This window comes from Pseudoalteromonas sp. McH1-42 (assembly GCF_022347845.1).
Taxonomy (GTDB): domain Bacteria; phylum Pseudomonadota; class Gammaproteobacteria; order Enterobacterales; family Alteromonadaceae; genus Pseudoalteromonas; species Pseudoalteromonas rubra_D.
Window position 1 is genome coordinate 77,540 of the sequence record NZ_JAKRFU010000021.1, and the last position, 19,577, is coordinate 97,116.

Below are 19,577 nucleotides of genomic sequence, written 5' to 3' on the forward strand. Positions count from 1 at the left end.
GCCTACCCTTATCAATACTAGCCTAAACGTTCGAACACTTTTTCTAGTTTGGTTTTCAGGGTACCTGCCGTAAACGGTTTAACGATATAACCATTAACTCCAGCTTGGGCAGCAGCTACGATTTGTTCTTTTTTCGCTTCCGCTGTAACCATGAGTACTGGGATGTGTTTAAGCTTATCATCAGCACGAATTGCACGAAGCAAATCGATACCTTGCATGCCTGGCATATTCCAGTCAGTTACGACGAAGTCGAATTCCTGATTTTGCAACATTGGAAGTGCCGTACTGCCATCATCAGCCTCTTGAACATTGGTAAAGCCTAAGTCTCTTAGCAGGTTTTTGATTATTCTTCTCATCGTAGAAAAATCATCAACCACGAGAATTTTCATGTTCTTATCCAAAACTTCCTCCGGTGAGGTTTGAACCTATATTGTAAAACTAACTCTAATTGATCCAGTCATTGACCTTCGCACGAAGCTTGATCATTGCTTGACCGTGAATCTGACTCACTCGAGATTCGCTGACCTCTAAGATCGCACCAATCTCTTTTAAATTCATCTCATCGTTATAATACAAAGACAACACCAAAGCATCGCGCTCAGGTAAAGTCTTGATCGCATTGACTAACGATTCGTTAAAGCGCTCATTTTTAACATTATTGAATGGTTTGTCTAGCGCAAAATCGTTGCCTGCGGGAGAAATTACGTCTTCATCTACCCCCAAGTCTTCGATGCCGATCACTTTACTTGCATTGACATCATGTAAAATATGATGGTACTCATCTAGCGTAATATCAAGTTTTTCAGCGATTTCAGTATCTTTTGGTTCTCGCCCAAGCTGTGCTTCTAGCTCAGCAATAGCCTCTGCAACCATACGACCGTTTTTGTGTACCGAGCGGGGCGCCCAGTCACCACGGCGGATCTCGTCAATCATTGCGCCACGAATTCGAATTCCTGCAAAGGTTTCAAAACTTGCCCCTTTGCTCGCGTCAAAATTTTTGCAGGCTTCGATCAGTCCAATCATACCTGACTGGACTAAATCATCGAGCTGAACACTGGCTGGTAATCTGGCTAACAAATGACAGGCCACCTTTTTAACTAAAGGCGTATGACGTTCCACCACCTTATGCAGGTGGTCTGTCGTTTTATATCCCGCCATGCGGTTGACCGGTGAAGCCATCTTTAACCGTTTACCAATTGCTCAATAAAGAATTCCAAATGACCTGAAGGTTGGTGGGGAATGGGCCACTTGACAGCTTTGCTTGCCAGGCCTCTAAATGCCACAGCAGCAGGTGAATTAGGATAAAGCTCAACGATGGTTTTTTGACGACGCGAAGACTTACGCATATTTTCGTCAAATGGGATCGTTGCAACCAGCTCTAAAGCGACATCTAAGAATCGGTCTGTAACCTTGGACAGCTTAGCAAATAGCTCCTGCCCTTCTCTTAAGCTGCGTACCATGTTGGCCACAATTTTGAATTTGTAGACGCCATGTTCACGGCTTAATACTTTGATAAGCGCATACGCATCGGTAATAGAAGTCGGCTCGTCACACACTACAACCAGTACATCCTGTGCAGCTCGAGAGAAGCTCAGCACCATGTCTGAAATACCAGCCGCCGTATCGACGATTAAAATATCAAATTCGCTGCTCAGCTCACTGAAGGCACGGATCAAACCAGCGTGCTCCGCAGGCGTTAATTCGACCATATTTTGTGAGCCTGACGTTGCAGGCACGATACGGATCCCAGCCGGACCCTCTACCAAAATTTCGTCTAGCTCGCATTCGCCGGACAATACATGAGATAAATTCTTCTCGACCCTCAAGCCTAGCATGACATCACAGTTAGCCAGACCTAAGTCAGCATCAAGCACCAAGACCCGGTTACCCTGCTGTCCTAATGCGATGGCAGTGTTGAGGGATACATTGGTTTTACCTACTCCACCTTTACCACCAGTCACTGCGATTACTTTTACACTGTGGTTATTTTTTTGGTTCATTCTCCGCAGGCCACTTGCTTGATCTAAAACTGTATTAATCATACATTCCTACTGTCTGGGACGCCACTGGTACACGTCGCGAATGTTGTGCTTTTGTTCTCTTTAAATACAATTGCTCAGCCTTTTTGACTAACTTCTGAGCGTTTGCCACGCGAATGTCTTCAGGCACTCGCTGACCATTGGTAAGATACCCTATTGGCAGACGATTTTGAATCGCTATGCTAATTATCTCACCTAAACTTAGACTTTCATCAAGTTTTGTAAAAATACAACCACTTAAATTGACTTTTTTGAAGTGGTTTACGGTTTCTTGCAGTACATGCATCTGCGCAGTCGCACTTAATACCAGGTAGCTGCGAATGTCAACACGGCTACTACGCATCAGGGTGTTTAGCTGCTCCGTCAGACGCAAGTCACGCTGACTCATTCCCGCCGTGTCTATTAATATTAGACGCTTATTGCGTAAATGATAAAGAACCTCTGCAAGTTCATTGGCATCTTTTACTTGCTTAACAGGACAGCCGATGATCCGACCATAGGTCGCCAATTGCTCGTAAGCACCGATACGATAGGTATCCGTTGTGATCAGTGCCACATTGTCTGCACCATATTTCTGTGCGCCCAGCGCTGCTAATTTTGCAACTGTTGTGGTTTTTCCAACCCCTGTTGGTCCGACCATCGCATATACACCGCCCTGACGCAGAATATCGTTGTTTGTTGTATGCATTTGATTGACAACCATATTCAGCAGTGCGTTCCACGCTTCTTTACGAGAAACGTCATCAGGAATGAAGCAAGCCATCTGCTCTGCGACTTCCGCACCAATTCCCATGCCTTTAAGACGCTCAACCAGACAAGCGCGGGTTGGATCACGACGTGCCATTTCCTGATTCATCAGCCCAGACAACTGAAACTCGAGTAACTGGCGGATGGCGTTCATCTCATCACGCATAGAAGACATTTCATCATCGTTGGCTTTTTTCTGCGCCGCTGGTTCGTCACCAAAGCCCTGATCGAGGTCATCTCCAAACTCCCAGGAAGTGGCTGCATCACGGCCATCAAAGCCATGACTTTGCGCTTCATAACGCGGTTGACGTACAGCCTGGGGCGCTGCTTTTGCCGGTGCTTCGTTACGTTGCTGAGCGCCGAACATGTCATCGGTGTTAATGCCAGACTGAGAAAACATAGAAGCAAGCTCGGGCGACTTAGGACGAGGGGCTTGGCGCTCAAGCAAGGCTTCAAGACTGTCTGCAACCTGCGCCTGCTTCTGAGGCTCTGCGCGGCGAGGTTGAGGACGAACCATTCTGGCAGGCTGGCTGTAACTATGCTGAGCACTTTGCCCTGGGGCTGCCTGGCGAGGTGCAGCTTGCGCTGCGCTTTGCTGAGGAGCTGACTGCGCCGCCTGAGGCTGTGGAGCGGGTGTCCGATCATTGTCTACTGCAGCGACGATTTCAACGCCATCTGCCAGTTTCTTATTTGACATGATCACTGCATCTGCACCTAGCTCTTCTTTCACTTCTTTTAAAGCAGTACGCATATCTTTTGCAAAAAAACGTTTAATTTTCATGGTCAGCCCCTTCTAGTCCTCTACTGTCCAACTGAGCTCACTATCTTGATTTGTCTCTCATCCGGTACTTCCTGATATGACATCACTCTCAGTCCCGGTATGGTGTGTTTTACAAATCTTGACAGCACACTTCTTAACATACCTGAGGTTAATAAGATGGACGGCTCGCCGAGCATTTCTTGCGTTTGATGGGCTTCTCTTAATGAACCTTGAAGCCGCTCTGCAAGGCCTGGCTCTATGCCTGCCCCCTCATCACCTGCGTTCTGTAGAGACTTATGCAACATCTGTTCCAACTCGGGCGCCAATGTTATGACAGGGATTTCTTCAGCCCCACCTACCGCATCCTGAACGATCAATCGACGCAGTGAAATACGCACTGCAGCCGTCAGTACATCCGGGTCCTGACTGCGTGGACCGTACTCAACCAGGGTCTGAACAATAGAGCGCATGTCACGAATTGCAACGCCTTCATTCAGCAAGTTTTGCAGTACTTTCACAATCGTAGTGAGTGGCAAGATATCTGGTACCAGACCTTCAACCAGACGAGGATGACTCTTAGCCAGCATATCAAGCAGATTCTGCACCTCTTCATGCCCCAGCAGTAAAGACGCGTTATTGGTCAACAGCTGACTGATATGTGTCGCCACGACCGTCGCTGCGTCAACCACTGTGTAGCCCAGAGAATGTGCTTCATCTTTTTGCTCTGGTTTGATCCATACCGCTTCCAGGCCAAACGCAGGGTCTTTGGTCGCCACGCCATTAATTGGACCAAAAACCTGACCAGGGTTGATGGCCAGCTCATCACCATGCTTCAGCTCACCATCTCCAGAACCCACACCCATCAAGGTGATGCGATATGCATTTGGGTCCAGTTCCAGGTTATCGCGGATGTGGACGGGCGGTACCAAAAAGCCCAGTTCCTGAGATAGCTTTTTACGCACCCCTTTAATTCGATTTAACAGCTCACCACCTTGCGACTGATCAACCAGCGGGATCAGGCGATAACCCACTTCCAGGCCAATCACATCGACTGGCTGTACATCATCCCAGCCTAGCTCTTTTTGTTCCTGCTGTTGAGACGCAACCGCGCCACCTTTCGATTCTTCAGCTTCCTGTTCTTGTGCTTTAATTTTTTGTTGATGTGAGTAATAAGCCAGATATCCGATCAGGGCACCCAGACCGAGGAAGGCAACATGAGGCATACCAGGTACGAGTCCCATAACAATCAGGATCCCCGCAGCGATAGACAAAGATTTCTCATTGCCCAGCTGCTGCGTCATTTGCTCACCCATGTTGTGCGATTCATTCTGACGCGTCACCACAATCGCAGTACCAATCGACAGTAACAGTGAAGGAAGCTGGGCAACCAGACCATCTCCGATTGTCAATAAGGTATATACCTCCATGGCTCTGCTAAACGTCAGGTCGTGCTGAACCATACCTACAAACAACCCACCAATGATGTTAATTGCCAGGATAACGATGCCTGCGATGGCATCCCCTTTTACGAATTTACTGGCACCATCCATCGAACCATAAAAATCGGCTTCACGGGTTACTTCTTCACGTCGTGTTCTCGCTTCGTCTGCTGAGATAAATCCGGCATTCAAATCTGCGTCTATCGCCATCTGTTTACCCGGCATTGCATCCAGGGTAAAACGTGCAGATACTTCAGAGATACGACCGGCACCTTTGGTAATAACCACAAAGTTAATGATGATTAGAATCAGGAAGACCACCAGACCCACCGCATAGTTACCGCCAATCACAACGGAACCAAATGCTTCGATCACTTTACCGGCTGCGTCACCGCCGTTATGACCCTCCAACAAAACCACCCGGGTACTGGCAACGTTCAGCGCCAATCGCAAAATGGTCGCAATCAGTAGCACTGATGGAAACATACCGAATTCAAGCGGTTTCATGGTGTAAACCGTCACCAGCAGAACCACCAGGGCCAGCGCGATATTGAATGAGAATAAGATATCGAGCAAAAATGGCGGCATAGGTAACACCACCATGCCCAATGCAGCCAGAACCAGTACCGGTGTACCGACCCCTTTTGCATATTCTTTTTTATCTCGATTAATCTGTTGTAAAACCGCTTTAAAATCCATAACTTACAAACCACAAATTATTGACGCAGTTACATTAAAGCAAGTTTGATACCAATTAGCTTAGTGTTTCAGTTCATCTGGAATGGGCAGGTCTTTCTTTAATTCAACCGGGCGCTTACCACGGCCCTTGTTAAATTTCTTCAATTGAAACACGTAGGCCAGCACCTGGGCCACAGCGGTGAATAGTTTTTGTGGGATTTGGTCGCCCACTTCGGTCGTATGATACAAAGAGCGGGTTAAAACAGGTGATTCAACAATGGGGACTTCGTTCCCTTTAGCAATTTTACGGATCTGCATCGCCAGTTCATCAACGCCTTTGGCAATCACCATGGGCGCGCCCGCTTTTTCTGTGTCGTATTTTAGCGCAACAGAGTAATGAGTTGGGTTGGTGACCACCACATCGGCATCAGGCACTTCCTGCATCATCCGTCGTTGCGACATTTCACGCTGTGTGCGCCGGATACGGGCTTTAATCTGAGGATCACCTTCCGAGTTCTTATACTCATCTTTGACCTCTTGTAGCGTCATCTTGAGCTGTTTATGATGATTGTAACTCTGATATGGCGCATCAATTGCCGAGATAATGATCATGGTGCAACTCAGCGCCAGAAACATCCAGGCCAAAATTTCCAGGGAGTGCATAATGCTGCCCGGGATTTGCTCGATACTGAGGTGCAGTATCTCGTAAAAGAAAACCTTAATTAGCAATATCGCAAACCCGGCCACCAATACAAACTTGAGGATCGACTTAACCAACTCCACCGCGGCCTGTGGCCCAAACATCCGTTTAATGCCTTTCATTGGGGACATTTTACTTGGCTTAGGTGCCGCTGCTTGCCAGCTAAAATTAAAGCCACCTAACAACGTATTACCAATAATCCCAGCCACCATAATGATCAATACAAACATACTCAGCGGAAAAATGATTTCAAAAAATGCATCCCCCCAGACAGAAAACATTTTGGTGGTGTCATAGGTTTCATTGCGGTTCAGTGTAAACATTCGACCCATCATGTTGTACAGCCCCTTGGCGATGTCCGGGCCGTACAGCAACAATGACACAGCAGAAAATATAAGTACAAATGTCGTGCCCAACTCTTTTGAGCGGGCAACTTGCCCTTTCTTGCGGGCATCTGCAATTTTCTTATCCGTGGGTTCTTCTGTACGTTCCTGACCAGAATCTTCTGCCATCGTTTTGCTCCCGCTACTCGATTACACCGTGCACCCGATCAGGTTACACATTAATTCTGTCATTTTCAGCCACTGAAACTCGTATTGAATCACAAAGTTCCCCATCGTTGCCCAGATGATCAACAAACCCGACACCATAGTAAAAGCAAACCCCACAGAGAAAATATTCATCTGCGGTGCTGCACGCGTCATAATACCGAATGACAGGTTTATCAGTAGCATGGCGGTTAGTGGTGCCAGCGACAATGCCAGCGCAGTGGCAAATAGCCAGCTGCCCCAGGTCACAATCTGCCAATAATTATCAACGACCCACCAGCTGCCATCAATGGGCCAGCTCTGAAAGCTATACACCACCATCTTGATCATCATCAGGTGGCCATTAAAAACAAAAAACAGCAATGTCGCCAGAATCAGATAAAACTGACCGACTGCCGGTACGCTCAATCCATTGGCCGGGTCGACCACGGAAGCAAAGCCTAGCCCCGTTTGCATTGCCAGAATCTGACCCGCAACAATAAACGTATTGAGCAGCAGTATAGAAGCAAACCCGATTGAGACCCCGACTATAATTTCATGCATCACCACCAGTACCATGGCGAAAGAAAATAAGTCGGTGAACTGGGTCTGAGGAATAGCCGGAACAACCGCAACAGTCACAACAACTGACATAGCAAGCTTGATACGGGTTGGGACACTCTGTGCCCCTAAACCTGCCATTATCATAATCATCGAACTGATCCTGATAAACGGCAACATATAGTCACTGAGCGCCTGAATAATGAGTTCGAAGGGGTACTCCATGGCACGTTACCCTGCGATTTCTGGGATCTGAAGCACCAACTGGTTGAAAAAATCCATCAGTACCTGAGTCATCCAGTGACCACCGAAAATCAGGGCTACAATGGTGACGATAAGTCTGGGCAGGAAGCTTAAGGTTTGTTCGTTGATCGAGGTTGCCGCCTGGAATACCGCCACGACCAGACCTATCATCAGACCCGGCAATACAATGGCGGTCACCAGTTTAATAACAATAAAAAGCGAATCACTCAGAATATCGACAAAAACTTCTGGTTCCATGTCACACTCCTAAGCCAAAGCTGCGAGCCAGGGTACCCATGATCAGAGACCAGCCATCGACCAGCACAAACAACATAATCTTAAAAGGCAAGGCCACTATCATAGGTGACAGCATCATCATACCCATCGCCATCAGTACACTGGCAACCACCAGATCCACAATCAGGAAGGGGATGAAAAACATAAAGCCGATGATAAAAGCGGTTTGCAGTTCACTGGTCACAAACGCCGGAATAATGACCACAAACGGGGTATCTTCCGGGCTATCCAGCTTATCGTAGCCTGCTATTTTAGCAAATGTTTCCAAATCCTTTATCCGAGTTTGCGATAACATAAACGCTTTGATCGGTTCCTTGGCTTGCTCAAGCGCCTGAATTGACGTCATTTCTTCATTCAGATAAGGCTGTACCGCACGGTCATTAATCTGGTTAAAGATAGGTGCCATAATAAAAAAGGTCAGAAACAAAGACATTCCCACCAATACCTGGTTAGACGGTGATTGCTGCAAGCCAATCGCCTGACGCAGGATAGCCAAAACCACAATGATGCGGGTAAAGGAAGTCATCATAATCACAGCAGCAGGGATAAAACTCAGCGCCGTCATTATAGCCAGTACTTGCAGCGTGACTGAATATTCCTGAGAGCCATCCGGATTGGTTGTCACACTCAGTGCCTCAATGCCGTCAGCTAACGCCCCCGGAGCAAAGCACAACACTGTGATAAGGAGTAAAAATCGGATCATAGGTTCATTTCTTATTGTTATTTGCGCCAGACATTAAGCGGCTGAGTTCTTGAGCAAATGGGGCTGTGGGTGTCACTTCTAAAGGCGACTCTAACTGATATAAATAATTAATACTGTGTGGTGTCACACCAAGCAAGTGTTGTTTATCGTCTATTTCAATGACCAGCAATCGCTCTTTGCTGCCAAGCGGCAGACTGCGGATCACTTTAAAATCCTGGCTATTACCGAGATTGGGATTGAAGCGTTTCACAAGCAGGGCCAGTCCAATGATTGCCACCACCACAAACGCCAAAGACAGGCCCATAGACAACAGCTCACTGCTGAGCCCACCTGGTGGCTGCACCGCAGCCACACTGGAGAATATCAAAGCACTCATTAGCGGTCTGTTAGCGAAGCTTTTTGATACGTTCAACCTGGCTGATAACGTCAGTCAGGCGAATACCGAACTTATCGTTAACAACAACCACTTCGCCATGGGCAATCAGGGTGCCATTGACCAGCACATCCAGAGGCTCACCGGCCACTCGGTCCAGTTCAACAACAGACCCCTGGTTCAACTGAAGTAAGTTCCGTATGTTGATCTTAGAGCGCCCAACTTCCATCGAAATGGTGACCGGGATGTCTAAAATCGTATCGAGCTTACGCTTTTCATCAGCGCTCAGAGAAGCGCCGCTGTCTTGCAACTCTTCCAATTCCGCAACTTCGGCTTCAGCACCGTCCTGGTCAGCTTCCTCGGCCTCTGCGAGTGCAGCCGCCCATTCGTCCATTGTATCTTGATCATCACTCATGCACTGACTACCTTAATTAACTTCTTCATCACCAATCTAAATCCACACCTTCAGACAGGTGCAGATCTTCTTCTAACTCCGCCAACTCAGCATCTGAGTCCAGCTTCTTGCCGCCCTTCGTAAACACGTGAAGTTCTGACTTCACAGATTCTGGACGTTTAATCTTCTCACTGATTTGCAGCGCAACATTGTCACGAGAACGCCCCATTTTAGCCCTAAAGGTCGGCAGTTCTTCCACAAATACTGTGATATGCTCGGGCATCTCAACAGGAATAATATCACCCGCTTTTAACTGCATGATTTGGTCAAGCGATAAGTCTACTTCGAGTAATTGTGTAGACAGCTCCACTTCAACATCCATAATTTCGTCACGCAGCGCCTTACTCCAACGCAGGTCGGTGTCTTCAGTGTCAGACTGAACACCCGCGTCTAGCAGTTCACGAATAGGTTCAAGCATTGAGTAAGGCAAGGAAATATGGAAGTCTCCTCCCCCGCCATCCAGCTCAATATGGAATGAGCTGATCACCACAACCTCCGTTGGAGAGACTATGTTCGCCATCGCCGGGTTCACTTCCGAGTCGAGATATTCAAACGACACATCCATAACCGGTGCCCAGGCTTCTTTATAATCTTCAAAAATGATTTTGAGCAGCATCTGAACGATCCGCCGCTCTGTAGGCGTAAATTCTCGCCCTTCGATTTTCGCATGGTAGCGCCCATCCCCACCAAAGAAGTTATCCACCAGGATAAACACCAGGCGGGCTTCCATAGTGATCAACCCTGTTCCTTTGAGCGGACGAAAACGTACCATGTTCAGACTGGTAGGAACAAATAGCGTGTGAATGTACTCACCGAACTTGAGCATCTGTACGCCATTGATTGATACCTCGGCAGTACGACGCATCATGTTAAACAAACTGATCCGCATGTGCCGCGCGAATCGCTCATTAACGATTTCCAAAGTCGGCATGCGACCACGGACGATACGGTCCTGTGACGAAAAGTCATATTGTAAGGCGTTACTGGTGCCGCCATCGTCACTATCCGGGACTTCTTCTTCTTCGACCTCATCGACACCATGCAATAAGGCATCGATTTCGTCTTGTGATAATAAGTCGCTCACTGACTCTTCCTACTGCATTACAAAACCGGTGAATAACACGCGCTCGACCACCTTGCTGCCCTCAACGCTTTCCATTGCAGCCTGAACTTTGTCCAGTGCACCAAGGCGCAGAGTTTCTTTACCCGCACTGGTACTCAGTTCATCAGCGGTTGTGGTCGAAAACACACTTAGCAGTGTCCCTTCAATCAGAGGTATATGCTTCTTTGCAACCTCTTCGTTGACGTCACCGCGTACCAACAGTTGCACTTTGATTTGTACAATGCGGTCGCGACTGGCGCCTGGTACGTTAAATACAAAGGGACGAGGCATGGCAACATACAGTGCGCTGCCTGTTTGCGCCGCATTTTCCTGCGATGCCTGCTCTTGCTGCTCAGTCGTCTCTTCTGCCAGCGATTCGGGCGCGTCATCTGACCCTGCAAATAAAAAGTAGCCTGCTACTGCGCCTAAAACAACAACCACAGCGGCAATAATGATGATCAACTTTTTCTTTGATCCACCAGTTTCTTCTATTTCTAAATCGCTTTCTTCTGCCATATTCGCGCTTCTTTAAATCACTTTAACCTTAATCATAGCAGCTGTTATGCATAGTAATCTATTGCTGAATCACTTTGCCGTCTGCTAGTCGTTGATTGTTGGCCGTTATTTTGCGCTTCACTGCCATTATTAGCAAGTGTTCCATGACCTTGGGATGATTCCTGTTGCTGTTGCTCTCCCCCCTGCCCCTGCTGAATATTGCTTTCTCCGAGCTGGATCCCCTGCTCAGCAAGCATCTCTCTGAGCTTGGGCATGGACTGTTCTAACTGCTCTTTGGCTTGCTGGTTTTGCACCACAAAGTTTACCTGAGCCTGCTCGCCTTCAGAACGAATTCGGATCTGCATACTGCCCAATTCGGGTGGGTCCAGACGAATTTCTGCTTCTTTATTGTTGATATTCAGCATCATGTTCACACGCTCTTGCAGTGCTTTTACAGCATCATTGCGGGCAATGTTGATGGCCTGACTAACAGCTGGGTCTGTTTGCATGGCTTTTTGATTTACTGCGCTTTGTTGATTAACCTGTTGATTCTGGCGAACCTGCTCTACCTGTGCCAGCACTTCATTAAATTCATGCTTCAGTCCATCATCTATGCGCTCGCCACGAATGGCTTTAAAGATATTTTCTACCGGTGCAGGCATAGCACTACGCTGTTGTGAATTTTGCTGTTCGGACTGTCCACCCTCTTTTTTAAGCTGGGCTAATTCCGGATGCTCACTCTCTTGCAACTCAGTAACAGTCGTCTGCTGTTGAGCATCTTTACTTTGCGGTTTCTGATCTACGCTATTTGCTCCAGACTGGCTCACTGTCGCCGCCTGTTTGTTAACCTTTTCTGGCGCTATCGGGTCAGTTATTCTGGCAGTGTTATTATCTTTATCAGACACTTTGGCCTGCTCAGCTTGACCTGACTGCTCCACATTTGACACAACTGGTGCTGTTACACCTTCTGCCTTGCCGGACGTTGTCCCAGTCGGTTTGACACCCAACTGCTGCAACAACTGCTCCGCTTTTGCACGATGTTCAGGATCACTGAGCTCTTTACTATCTAGCTGTGACTGTAAATTTGCCGCAAGTGTCTGCTTTTGCTGCGGAGTAAGTGTGTCAACCATGGCTTTCAAGTCAGCTGTGCTGTTTACATTTGCGCCCTGAGGTGGCTGTACAGGCTGTTGTGCTTTAGTCACATTATCAGCGACTGACACCTGAGATTTACTATTGCGCAAAAACTCGCTCTGCTCACTCTGAACTTTATCACTGAGCTTGGCCTCTTTCTGGTCGCCCTGAGGTGCCGTTATCACCGGGCCTACCTGGTCAACCGGGCGCTGTACAATTTTACCGTCGAACGGCACTTTTTCAGTCACCGGTTTATGCACAGCAACCTGCTCTGGCGTTTGTTCGTGCTGCAATGATATCTCTTGCGCATTTACAGGTTTTGTTTGTAATGGATTCGCTTGCACAGACGAAGCTTCCGTAGTAACCGGTTTAGCGCCTGGAAGCGGCTGCTCTGCGTTCACAGGCTTAGCCTGGGCCTGCGCTTTATCACTGCCTTTCAAATTGATTTCAGCATTGTCAGATTTTAACGCTTCCATGATACTGGCAGGTTTTCCTTCGCCTTTGGCAAGCAGCTCATCAGCCACCGGTCCAGACGAATCGCTGGGTTGTGTGATACCAGGCCCCACACGATCAACCCGTTTATGAATAACTAGCTCATCCACGCTCTCCACCTGAATTTTGCCTTTCAGATGATTACCATCGGGAAGCGCATTTGCGCCTGCGATGACAGATTTAGATGTCGCTTCTTGCAGCTTAAGATCCACAGCATCGTCAGTCTGACTCAACTCCTCCTGACCCAAAGGAGCTGGTACAACCGGTCCAGGTCCAATGTTATCAAGCGGTTTTTTCGTTTCAGGTGGCACCACCAGCGTTTCTTTACCCAAATAATCTTTTAGCGCTTTGGGAACTGGTGCCAAATTGTGGGCAACGTCTGTACTTTGCGCGTTAGAGGAAGTGATTTGAGCAAGCAGCTCATCAGCATCACTGGGGTTTGCACCACTACCTGCTGCCGCACTTCCCTTGCCGGGTAACTCGGAGTCATCCAGCCGTAAAGGTTCATCCGGCGCGGTATTTTGTTTTTTCGGCAAATGGCTATCATCGAGACCTAAACGGCGGTCCAGGCCCTCAGGTAACGGGGCGTATTCGCCCGCGCTTTGAGTATCAGACTGAGATGTTTCATCACCACTGCCTTGCTCTGCCTGAGCAAGCATAGCAAGAAACCCTGACTCTTCCGCTTGTTCCGTTTGATCTTTTCCCTTCGCCGAAACTCCGTTATTGATTGCTACTTCTAGCGAAACATTGACCATATTTCCACCTATATGTGCGGCAAACTTGCGCCGCTAACCGGATTAAATTGATATACTGGATTAACATTGCAAAAAGCACGCCATTCATGAACTATTTTTGACACCTTTTATTATTGTGCGAGCTTGCGACGCATGAAGATATTGGTAGCAAACTCATCAAGCATTTTCTGCTCTGCTTTGGCCAGCCTTTGTTGTTCTTCAAACGCCTTTTTCTCTATCAGCTTGGCAATCGCTTTGGCTTTCACTTGTTGCTCTAACCATAACTTACGACGCTGATCCACCACTCGCTTAGCGGTGGCAACGGTATTAGCCTGCTGCCGAATGGCCTCTTCAATCTTACTGATAAAAGCGTGATATTGGCCAAACCCCGCACTCGAGAGACCTTGCTGCGCTTTTTGATGAAGCTGTTGACTATATTCAAGACGAAAATCATTCAGGCCATTGAGCTTTTGTTGATTCGCATGAAAATTTTGCTCCGCCTGAATAAAATTAAGGCGTAGCTTTTCTTCTTTCTCGCTTTCAAGTTTGAACAATAAGTCAAGTTTGTTATTTGCCATTAGCCCTGTCCCAGAAGTTGTGCCAGACCTTGCAGGCATTCATCATAGTGCAACACGTCTTTCATTCCTTGCTGCAAGAAGGCATTGATATTGGGCATCATATTGATAGCCTGATCCAACATGGGATCACTCCCTTGCTGGTAGGCACCCAATGTGATCATATCTTTATTTTGCTGATACATAGAATAAACCTGTTTGAGCACACGCGCCTGCTGCATGTGACTTTCCGATACCACCTGCGGCATTACCCGTGAAATGGATTTCTCAATGTCAATGGCTGGATAATGACCACTGTCAGCCAGCTCCCGCGACAAAACAATGTGCCCATCAAGAATTGCCCGGGCGGAATCTGCAATCGGGTCTTGCATATCGTCCCCTTCACTCAATACCGTGAAGAAAGCCGTGATCGACCCCTGACCTTCGCCACCGTTACCCGCCCGTTCGACCAAAGCCGGCAGTTTGGCAAACACCGAAGGTGGATAACCTTTGGTTGCCGGAGGCTCACCCACTGCCAGCGCGATTTCACGCTGCGCCATGGCATAACGAGTCACCGAATCGAGCAGCAACAATACGTTCAGCCCCTGATCACGAAAATACTCTGCAATCGTGACTGCACTCTCACACCCCTTCAATCGCATCAAGGGGGATGCATCGGCCGGTGCTGCGACGACGACGGAACGTTGTCGCCCTTCAACACCGAGGATTTCGTCTATAAACTCTTTAACTTCCCGGCCCCGCTCGCCAACCAGACCAACCACAATGACGTCTGCCTCACTGCCACGCGTCATCATACCTAGCAGCACTGATTTACCGACACCACTGCCCGCAAACAGACCCATTCGCTGCCCTTGTCCAACCGTTACAATGGAGTTAATGGCACGCACGCCAACGTCCATTGGTTCCTTAATTGGCCTTCTGGCCAGAGGGTTAATTGCAGCCTGTGCAAATTTCAGGTGGGTTTCTGCCTCAATCGGCCCGAGCCCATCCAAAGGACGACCCAAGCCATCTACAACCCGGCCCAACAGAGTCATCCCAACAGGTAAGCCTGCTTCTTTGATTTGCGGGATAACACGGGCGCCAGGTAACACGCCGGATATATGATCATTGGGCATTAAATAGAGGGTGTCATGATTAAAGCCGATTACTTCGGCATCGACAAAACCACGGATGGTTTCAATTTTACACTGACTGCCAACCGGGGCATTGAGGCCCTTGGCTTCAAGCGTGAGACCAACGACCCGAGTCAAACTGCCCGCAACGGCGACACCGTAAGGCTGGATATGTTTTTGAAACTTTTGCAGGCGCTCAGCCAAGGGTTGCTCTGTCGAACTGGATACGGTCATTTGCTGTCAGTGAAAAAATTCAGATAATTCACTTATGCAAAAATCTCTCCAACATTTTTTGCGGCGACCAAATCAGTACGCCGCGTTGTGCTTAGATTCAGGTGTCAGCACCACTGGCTTGCAGAAAACTGCCGAGCACTTCGGCGATGCGATTTTTAAGGCTCAGGTCAATTGACGACTCTGGTGTTCTGATATGACAGCCACCGCGTTCAAGCGTCGGCTCTGGCACTAACTGCCAGTGTTGCTCAGCGATAGTTTCCTCACCATAGGCTTCTTTAACCAGGGCTAAATCTTCCGGGTGAAGGTTGATCCGCATCTGTGTGTCATGCAGCGGTAAAGCATCAATGCCTTTCTTCAGGGCCTGTAAAATCAGCTCAGGGCGAGTTTTAACTTGCTCAAAGATCACTTGCTCTGCCAATAAATTGACGAGTTGCAATAACTGTTTTTCGGCAGCTTCATCTATCTGACGAAGGGGTTTTTGAGTGGCTTCAAGTAACGCAGACAAAGAGTGTAATCGCTCTTCAATCAGCGGCTTTGATTCTTCTATCCCCTGCTCTTTACCGAGCGTTACCCCTTCTTTGTAGCCCGCTTCTTTCCCCTCACTAACGCCTTTGTCAAATCCCTCGATATAACCCTGTTCATGGCCCTGTTTCAGGCCTTCTTCATAGGCATCCTGTCTGATCTGCTCCAACTCCTCCAGTGTGAGCATAGGGACTTCTTCGGCTTCAGGCTCTGGCTCTGGCTGGCTGACTTTTTGTTGATAGAGCTCTTCAAGTGGGGTGCCCATGGCGGTCGAACGCCCGGAGTACTTACTCAGATCCTCATCCACATTAGGGATTGGCCAGTTTTCAAGCAGCTCATCCAGTGCTTCTGAGCTCACAGGCTTACCACGATATAACTTCTTCTCAGCCATGGCTTACAAGAACTCCTCACCACCACCACCACCGAGCATGACTTCACCCGAGTCTGCAAGACGTCTGGCTGTTGCCAGGATCTCTTTCTGCGCTGCTTCAACTTCACTGATCCGTACCGGTGGCATTGCCTCCAGATCGTCAGCCATCATTTCAGCTGCACGCTTAGACATGTTCTTCATGATCTTCTCTTTCAGCGAATCGTCGGCACCCTTAATGGCTTTCATCAGGACGTCTTGCTGAACTTCGCGCAGAATAGCCTGAATGCCTCTGTCCTCTACATCCATCAGGTTCTCAAAGACAAACATCAGATCCTGAATTTGCTGAGACATTTCTTCGTCATGCTCACGGATTGAATCCATGAGCTGACCTTCGATGTTGGTATCCAGATAGTTCATGATATCCGCAGCGGCTTTTAGGCCGCCCATTTTCGCAGCTTGCGCACCAGCCTGACCTGCGAATTGTTTCTCCATGATTTCGTTCAGTTCTTGCAATGCCGCAGGTTGAACTTCTTCAAGGTTTGCGATCCGCATTGTCAAGTCAAGCCGCACTTTCTCGGGGAACTGCGACAATATTTCAGCTGACTGCTCCGGCTCGAGATAAGACAGTACGATGGTTTGTATCTGCGGGTGCTCGTTACGGATGATATTCGCCACCTGCTTAGAATCCATCCATTTCAATGAATCCAGACCTTTGGCGCCAGAGCCCATCACAATCTGATCGATCAGACTGGCGGCTTTGTCCTCACCAAGTGCGGCGGTCAGTGCCTTCTTAATGAAGTCCTCTGACTGGAAGCCTATGGTACTGAAACTTTGGATCTGCTCGATAAACAGATTATGTACCGCACTGATTTTGGCCTGCGATAAGTCATCGAGTGCCGCCATCGCCATACCCACTTTCTGAACCTGCTTCGGTTCAAGATGCTTCAGGATCTGGGCGGCATCTTCTTCCGTCAGGCTGAGTAGCAGGATGGCGGCTTTGTCGACCCCATCCAGTTTATCTACATCAAACGCCGGCGGCAGTTGTTTTTGTTCTTCATCACTCATCTTCAGTTAACCATGCTTTGACTACTTGAGAAGACAGCTCTGGCTCGTTGGCAACCAGTGCACGAACAGCTTTAAGCAAATCTTCATCGCCATGTAAGTCTGGCAATTGTAATGTACCATCGGAAGAGAAGCCAACTGCTGATTCATCAAAGTCATTGTTTAGCATATCTAAAGTACTGTCGCCAAGGTCTACACCCGAGGTTAGCGCATCTTCATCATAATCTTCCAGCGTATCCTCTGGATAAATCAGACGCTTCAGCATAGGTCTGACAACCGCCAGTATTAGTACGATGATAACCAGCGCGCCCATAACCAGACGGATGGTTTTCATAAACCATTCCTGCTCCCACAGTGGCAAGTCACTCTCTTCCAGAATATTTTCACGTACAAAAGGTACGGTCACCACTTCCAGCGCATCACCACGCTGCATATCGAAGCCTACGCCACCTTGCAATAAACGACGTATATTGTTGAGCTCTTCCTGTGAGCGCGCAGTCATTACCATGTTGCCTTCGGCATCTGGCTTATTCATGTAGTCCACCGCCACTGAAACACTGATGCGACGGATCACGCCAGTTTGCTGACGCTTGTGTGAAATGGTGGTATCCAGTTCATAGTTACGTGTGGCCTCTTTGTGGACACGTGACGGTGTCGTGCCGGAACCATTGCCCTGGCCTGCCACTTCAGGAATATTGGAGTTCACCGGTGGCTGATTAGTAAGTGCACCTGGGATACCTACAGCCAGGCCACCGACATTATTTTCTTCAAAGGTGGTTTCACTGCGCACCGCGGGTAAGTCGGGGTTGAAACGTTTCTGGGTTTCTTCCACCGCGCTGAAGTCCATCGTCAGATCAACCTGAGCGGTATACTTACCCAGCCCCACTACTGGGATCATGATGCTGTCAATTTTTTCCAGATATTCCTGCTCACGCTTACGCTCGATTTCATATTCTTTACGAGAGCGTGCAGCCAGAGAGTCTTGGGAGCCAGAATTGAGCAAACGACCATTCTGATCTGTCACAGTAACACGTGCCGGCGTCAGGCCCTGTACCGCTGAAGCAACAATATCAACGATTGAATCAACTTCTTCACTGTCCAGTGTACGACCACGTTTTAATGTGAGCACCACTGTCGCTGACGGCTGCTTTTCACGTCGCGCGAATACATTTTCTTTTGGAATCGCCAGCAGGACTTTCGCACGGTTAATGTCTTGCAGCTCTTCGATGGTACGCGCTAACTGTTGTTCCCGGCTGTGCTTAAGACGTTCACGTTCAAGACGTTGGCTCACGCCAAACCCCATATCCTGCATCAGGATATCAGTACCACTGCTCGGTGCCTGACTGAACCCGTCACGGGCCATTCTCAGCTTAATATCTTGATAGTCAGACTCTGCAACCATGATGGTATTGCCATCCAGGTCATACTCGATTTTCTGTGCATCCAGAAAGTCCAGTGTCTGAACCAGCTCTTCGGTTGGGTACTGACCTAACGGACGCATATCTGGCTGACGTGCCCAGATAATGATGAAGATAGCGATTGCCAGACAGATAGCCAGTGCGATCACCAAAGTAATCTGGCGGAGCATATCAACACCGCTCAAAGCACTAAAGTAGCCTGATTTTTGCTCTTGTTGCGTATCTGCATCAGCACCAGCTCCTGGAACGGGTTGTCCATCAGCAAGTGCCAGATCGGTTGATTGATTGGTAGCCACGATTACTCTCCACTAAACTCTGTTTATACCGGCATGCTCATGATGTCTTTATATGCTTCTATGAGCTTATTTCTGACCTGCATGGTTGCATCAAAGGCCACTGATGATTTGTTTTTGGCTATCATTGCTTCCGCCAGAGAGACGCTGCGGTCACCCATTTCAACCGCGGTCACTTTCTCTTTGGCATCTCGCTGTAGTCCTGCAACCGTATTAAGTGCATCACTGAGTAAATCGCCAAACTGGGCACTTGAGGTTGCCGCCGTTGCCTGGACAGGCAATTTATTCGGGTCCTGGGGTCTGACACGGCCGGCCTCTGAGGCCATTGCCTGCATTTCCTGATAAAGTCCGGTAGATTGAATTTTCATGGTCTGGCTCACTTTGTGAGTTATACATAACATGAACAATGCACAAAGCATGCCAAATTAAACTCAAATCAAAACAATAGGTTACGAAAGATTTTTGAGGGTCGAATTTTTGACAGTGACACAAACTGGTCACAGGAAGGTCATGAAT

At 48.3% G+C, this 19,577-nt stretch carries 20 protein-coding genes; all 20 read right to left on the minus strand.

Translation table 11 applies throughout. The annotated features are described in order from the left end of the window. Positions 1-17: 17 nt before the first annotated feature. Positions 18-401 carry a chemotaxis response regulator CheY gene (gene cheY / locus MHN31_RS18235; RefSeq protein ID WP_010385696.1) on the minus strand — a complete coding sequence of 128 codons (384 nt, stop codon included), beginning with the start codon at positions 399-401 and terminating at the stop codon, positions 18-20. A gap of 43 nt (positions 402-444) precedes the next feature. Further along, complete coding sequence (locus MHN31_RS18240) at positions 445-1,179, minus strand: RNA polymerase sigma factor FliA (RefSeq protein WP_239444986.1); 735 nt, start codon at positions 1,177-1,179, stop codon at positions 445-447. 2 nt (positions 1,180-1,181) lie between these two features. After that, entirely contained in the window at positions 1,182-2,042 is an 861-nt protein-coding gene (locus MHN31_RS18245; protein ID WP_010385692.1) for a MinD/ParA family protein, read from the minus strand. Beyond that, a complete protein-coding gene (flhF, locus tag MHN31_RS18250; RefSeq protein ID WP_239444987.1) occupies positions 2,035-3,567 on the minus strand; it encodes a flagellar biosynthesis protein FlhF in 1,533 nt (510 codons plus the stop codon). Before flhF ends, MHN31_RS18245 begins: the two co-directional genes overlap by 8 nt. Positions 3,568-3,587: 20 nt before the next feature. Further along, positions 3,588-5,684, minus strand: a complete 2,097-nt coding sequence (flhA, locus tag MHN31_RS18255) for a flagellar biosynthesis protein FlhA (RefSeq protein WP_125563812.1) — start codon at positions 5,682-5,684, stop codon at positions 3,588-3,590. A gap of 60 nt (positions 5,685-5,744) precedes the next feature. After that, entirely contained in the window at positions 5,745-6,875 is a 1,131-nt protein-coding gene (gene flhB, locus MHN31_RS18260; RefSeq protein WP_239444988.1) for a flagellar biosynthesis protein FlhB, read from the minus strand. A 21-nt stretch (positions 6,876-6,896) separates the two neighbouring features. Beyond that, on the minus strand, positions 6,897-7,676 hold the full coding sequence (gene fliR / locus MHN31_RS18265) for a flagellar biosynthetic protein FliR (RefSeq protein ID WP_125563815.1): 780 nt from the start codon (positions 7,674-7,676) through the stop codon (positions 6,897-6,899). Positions 7,677-7,682: 6 nt separating this feature from the next. Next, positions 7,683-7,952, minus strand: a complete 270-nt coding sequence (gene fliQ, locus MHN31_RS18270; protein ID WP_010385685.1) for a flagellar biosynthesis protein FliQ — start codon at positions 7,950-7,952, stop codon at positions 7,683-7,685. Position 7,953: 1 nt separating this feature from the next. Further along, positions 7,954-8,694, minus strand: coding sequence for a flagellar type III secretion system pore protein FliP (gene fliP / locus MHN31_RS18275; RefSeq protein ID WP_138538173.1), 741 nt, complete (start codon positions 8,692-8,694; stop codon positions 7,954-7,956). A 4-nt stretch (positions 8,695-8,698) separates the two neighbouring features. Continuing rightward, positions 8,699-9,070 (minus strand): flagellar biosynthetic protein FliO, encoded by a 372-nt coding sequence (gene fliO / locus MHN31_RS18280; RefSeq protein ID WP_125563818.1) that lies wholly within the window; start codon positions 9,068-9,070, stop codon positions 8,699-8,701. Between the two features lie 10 nt (positions 9,071-9,080). Next, entirely contained in the window at positions 9,081-9,482 is a 402-nt protein-coding gene (fliN, locus tag MHN31_RS18285; protein ID WP_010385682.1) for a flagellar motor switch protein FliN, read from the minus strand. 28 nt (positions 9,483-9,510) lie between these two features. After that, positions 9,511-10,605, minus strand: coding sequence for a flagellar motor switch protein FliM (gene fliM / locus MHN31_RS18290; protein WP_010385680.1), 1,095 nt, complete (start codon positions 10,603-10,605; stop codon positions 9,511-9,513). Positions 10,606-10,614: 9 nt separating this feature from the next. Continuing rightward, on the minus strand, positions 10,615-11,139 hold the full coding sequence (gene fliL, locus MHN31_RS18295) for a flagellar basal body-associated protein FliL (RefSeq protein WP_010385679.1): 525 nt from the start codon (positions 11,137-11,139) through the stop codon (positions 10,615-10,617). A 44-nt stretch (positions 11,140-11,183) separates the two neighbouring features. After that, complete coding sequence (locus MHN31_RS18300; protein ID WP_239444989.1) at positions 11,184-13,496, minus strand: flagellar hook-length control protein FliK; 2,313 nt, start codon at positions 13,494-13,496, stop codon at positions 11,184-11,186. 110 nt (positions 13,497-13,606) lie between these two features. Continuing rightward, positions 13,607-14,053 carry a flagellar export protein FliJ gene (gene fliJ / locus MHN31_RS18305; protein ID WP_138538171.1) on the minus strand — a complete coding sequence of 149 codons (447 nt, stop codon included), beginning with the start codon at positions 14,051-14,053 and terminating at the stop codon, positions 13,607-13,609. Next, on the minus strand, positions 14,053-15,396 hold the full coding sequence (gene fliI, locus MHN31_RS18310) for a flagellar protein export ATPase FliI (RefSeq protein WP_125563822.1): 1,344 nt from the start codon (positions 15,394-15,396) through the stop codon (positions 14,053-14,055). The genes fliJ and fliI overlap by 1 nt, the downstream gene beginning before the upstream one ends. 97 nt (positions 15,397-15,493) lie before the next feature. Then, entirely contained in the window at positions 15,494-16,309 is an 816-nt protein-coding gene (fliH, locus tag MHN31_RS18315; RefSeq protein WP_125563824.1) for a flagellar assembly protein FliH, read from the minus strand. Positions 16,310-16,312: 3 nt separating this feature from the next. Beyond that, on the minus strand, positions 16,313-17,353 hold the full coding sequence (gene fliG, locus MHN31_RS18320; RefSeq protein WP_010385674.1) for a flagellar motor switch protein FliG: 1,041 nt from the start codon (positions 17,351-17,353) through the stop codon (positions 16,313-16,315). After that, on the minus strand, positions 17,346-19,067 hold the full coding sequence (fliF, locus tag MHN31_RS18325; protein ID WP_239445018.1) for a flagellar basal-body MS-ring/collar protein FliF: 1,722 nt from the start codon (positions 19,065-19,067) through the stop codon (positions 17,346-17,348). Before fliF ends, fliG begins: the two co-directional genes overlap by 8 nt. A 20-nt stretch (positions 19,068-19,087) precedes the next feature. Beyond that, positions 19,088-19,429, minus strand: coding sequence for a flagellar hook-basal body complex protein FliE (fliE, locus tag MHN31_RS18330; RefSeq protein ID WP_010385672.1), 342 nt, complete (start codon positions 19,427-19,429; stop codon positions 19,088-19,090). Positions 19,430-19,577 lie beyond the last annotated feature (148 nt).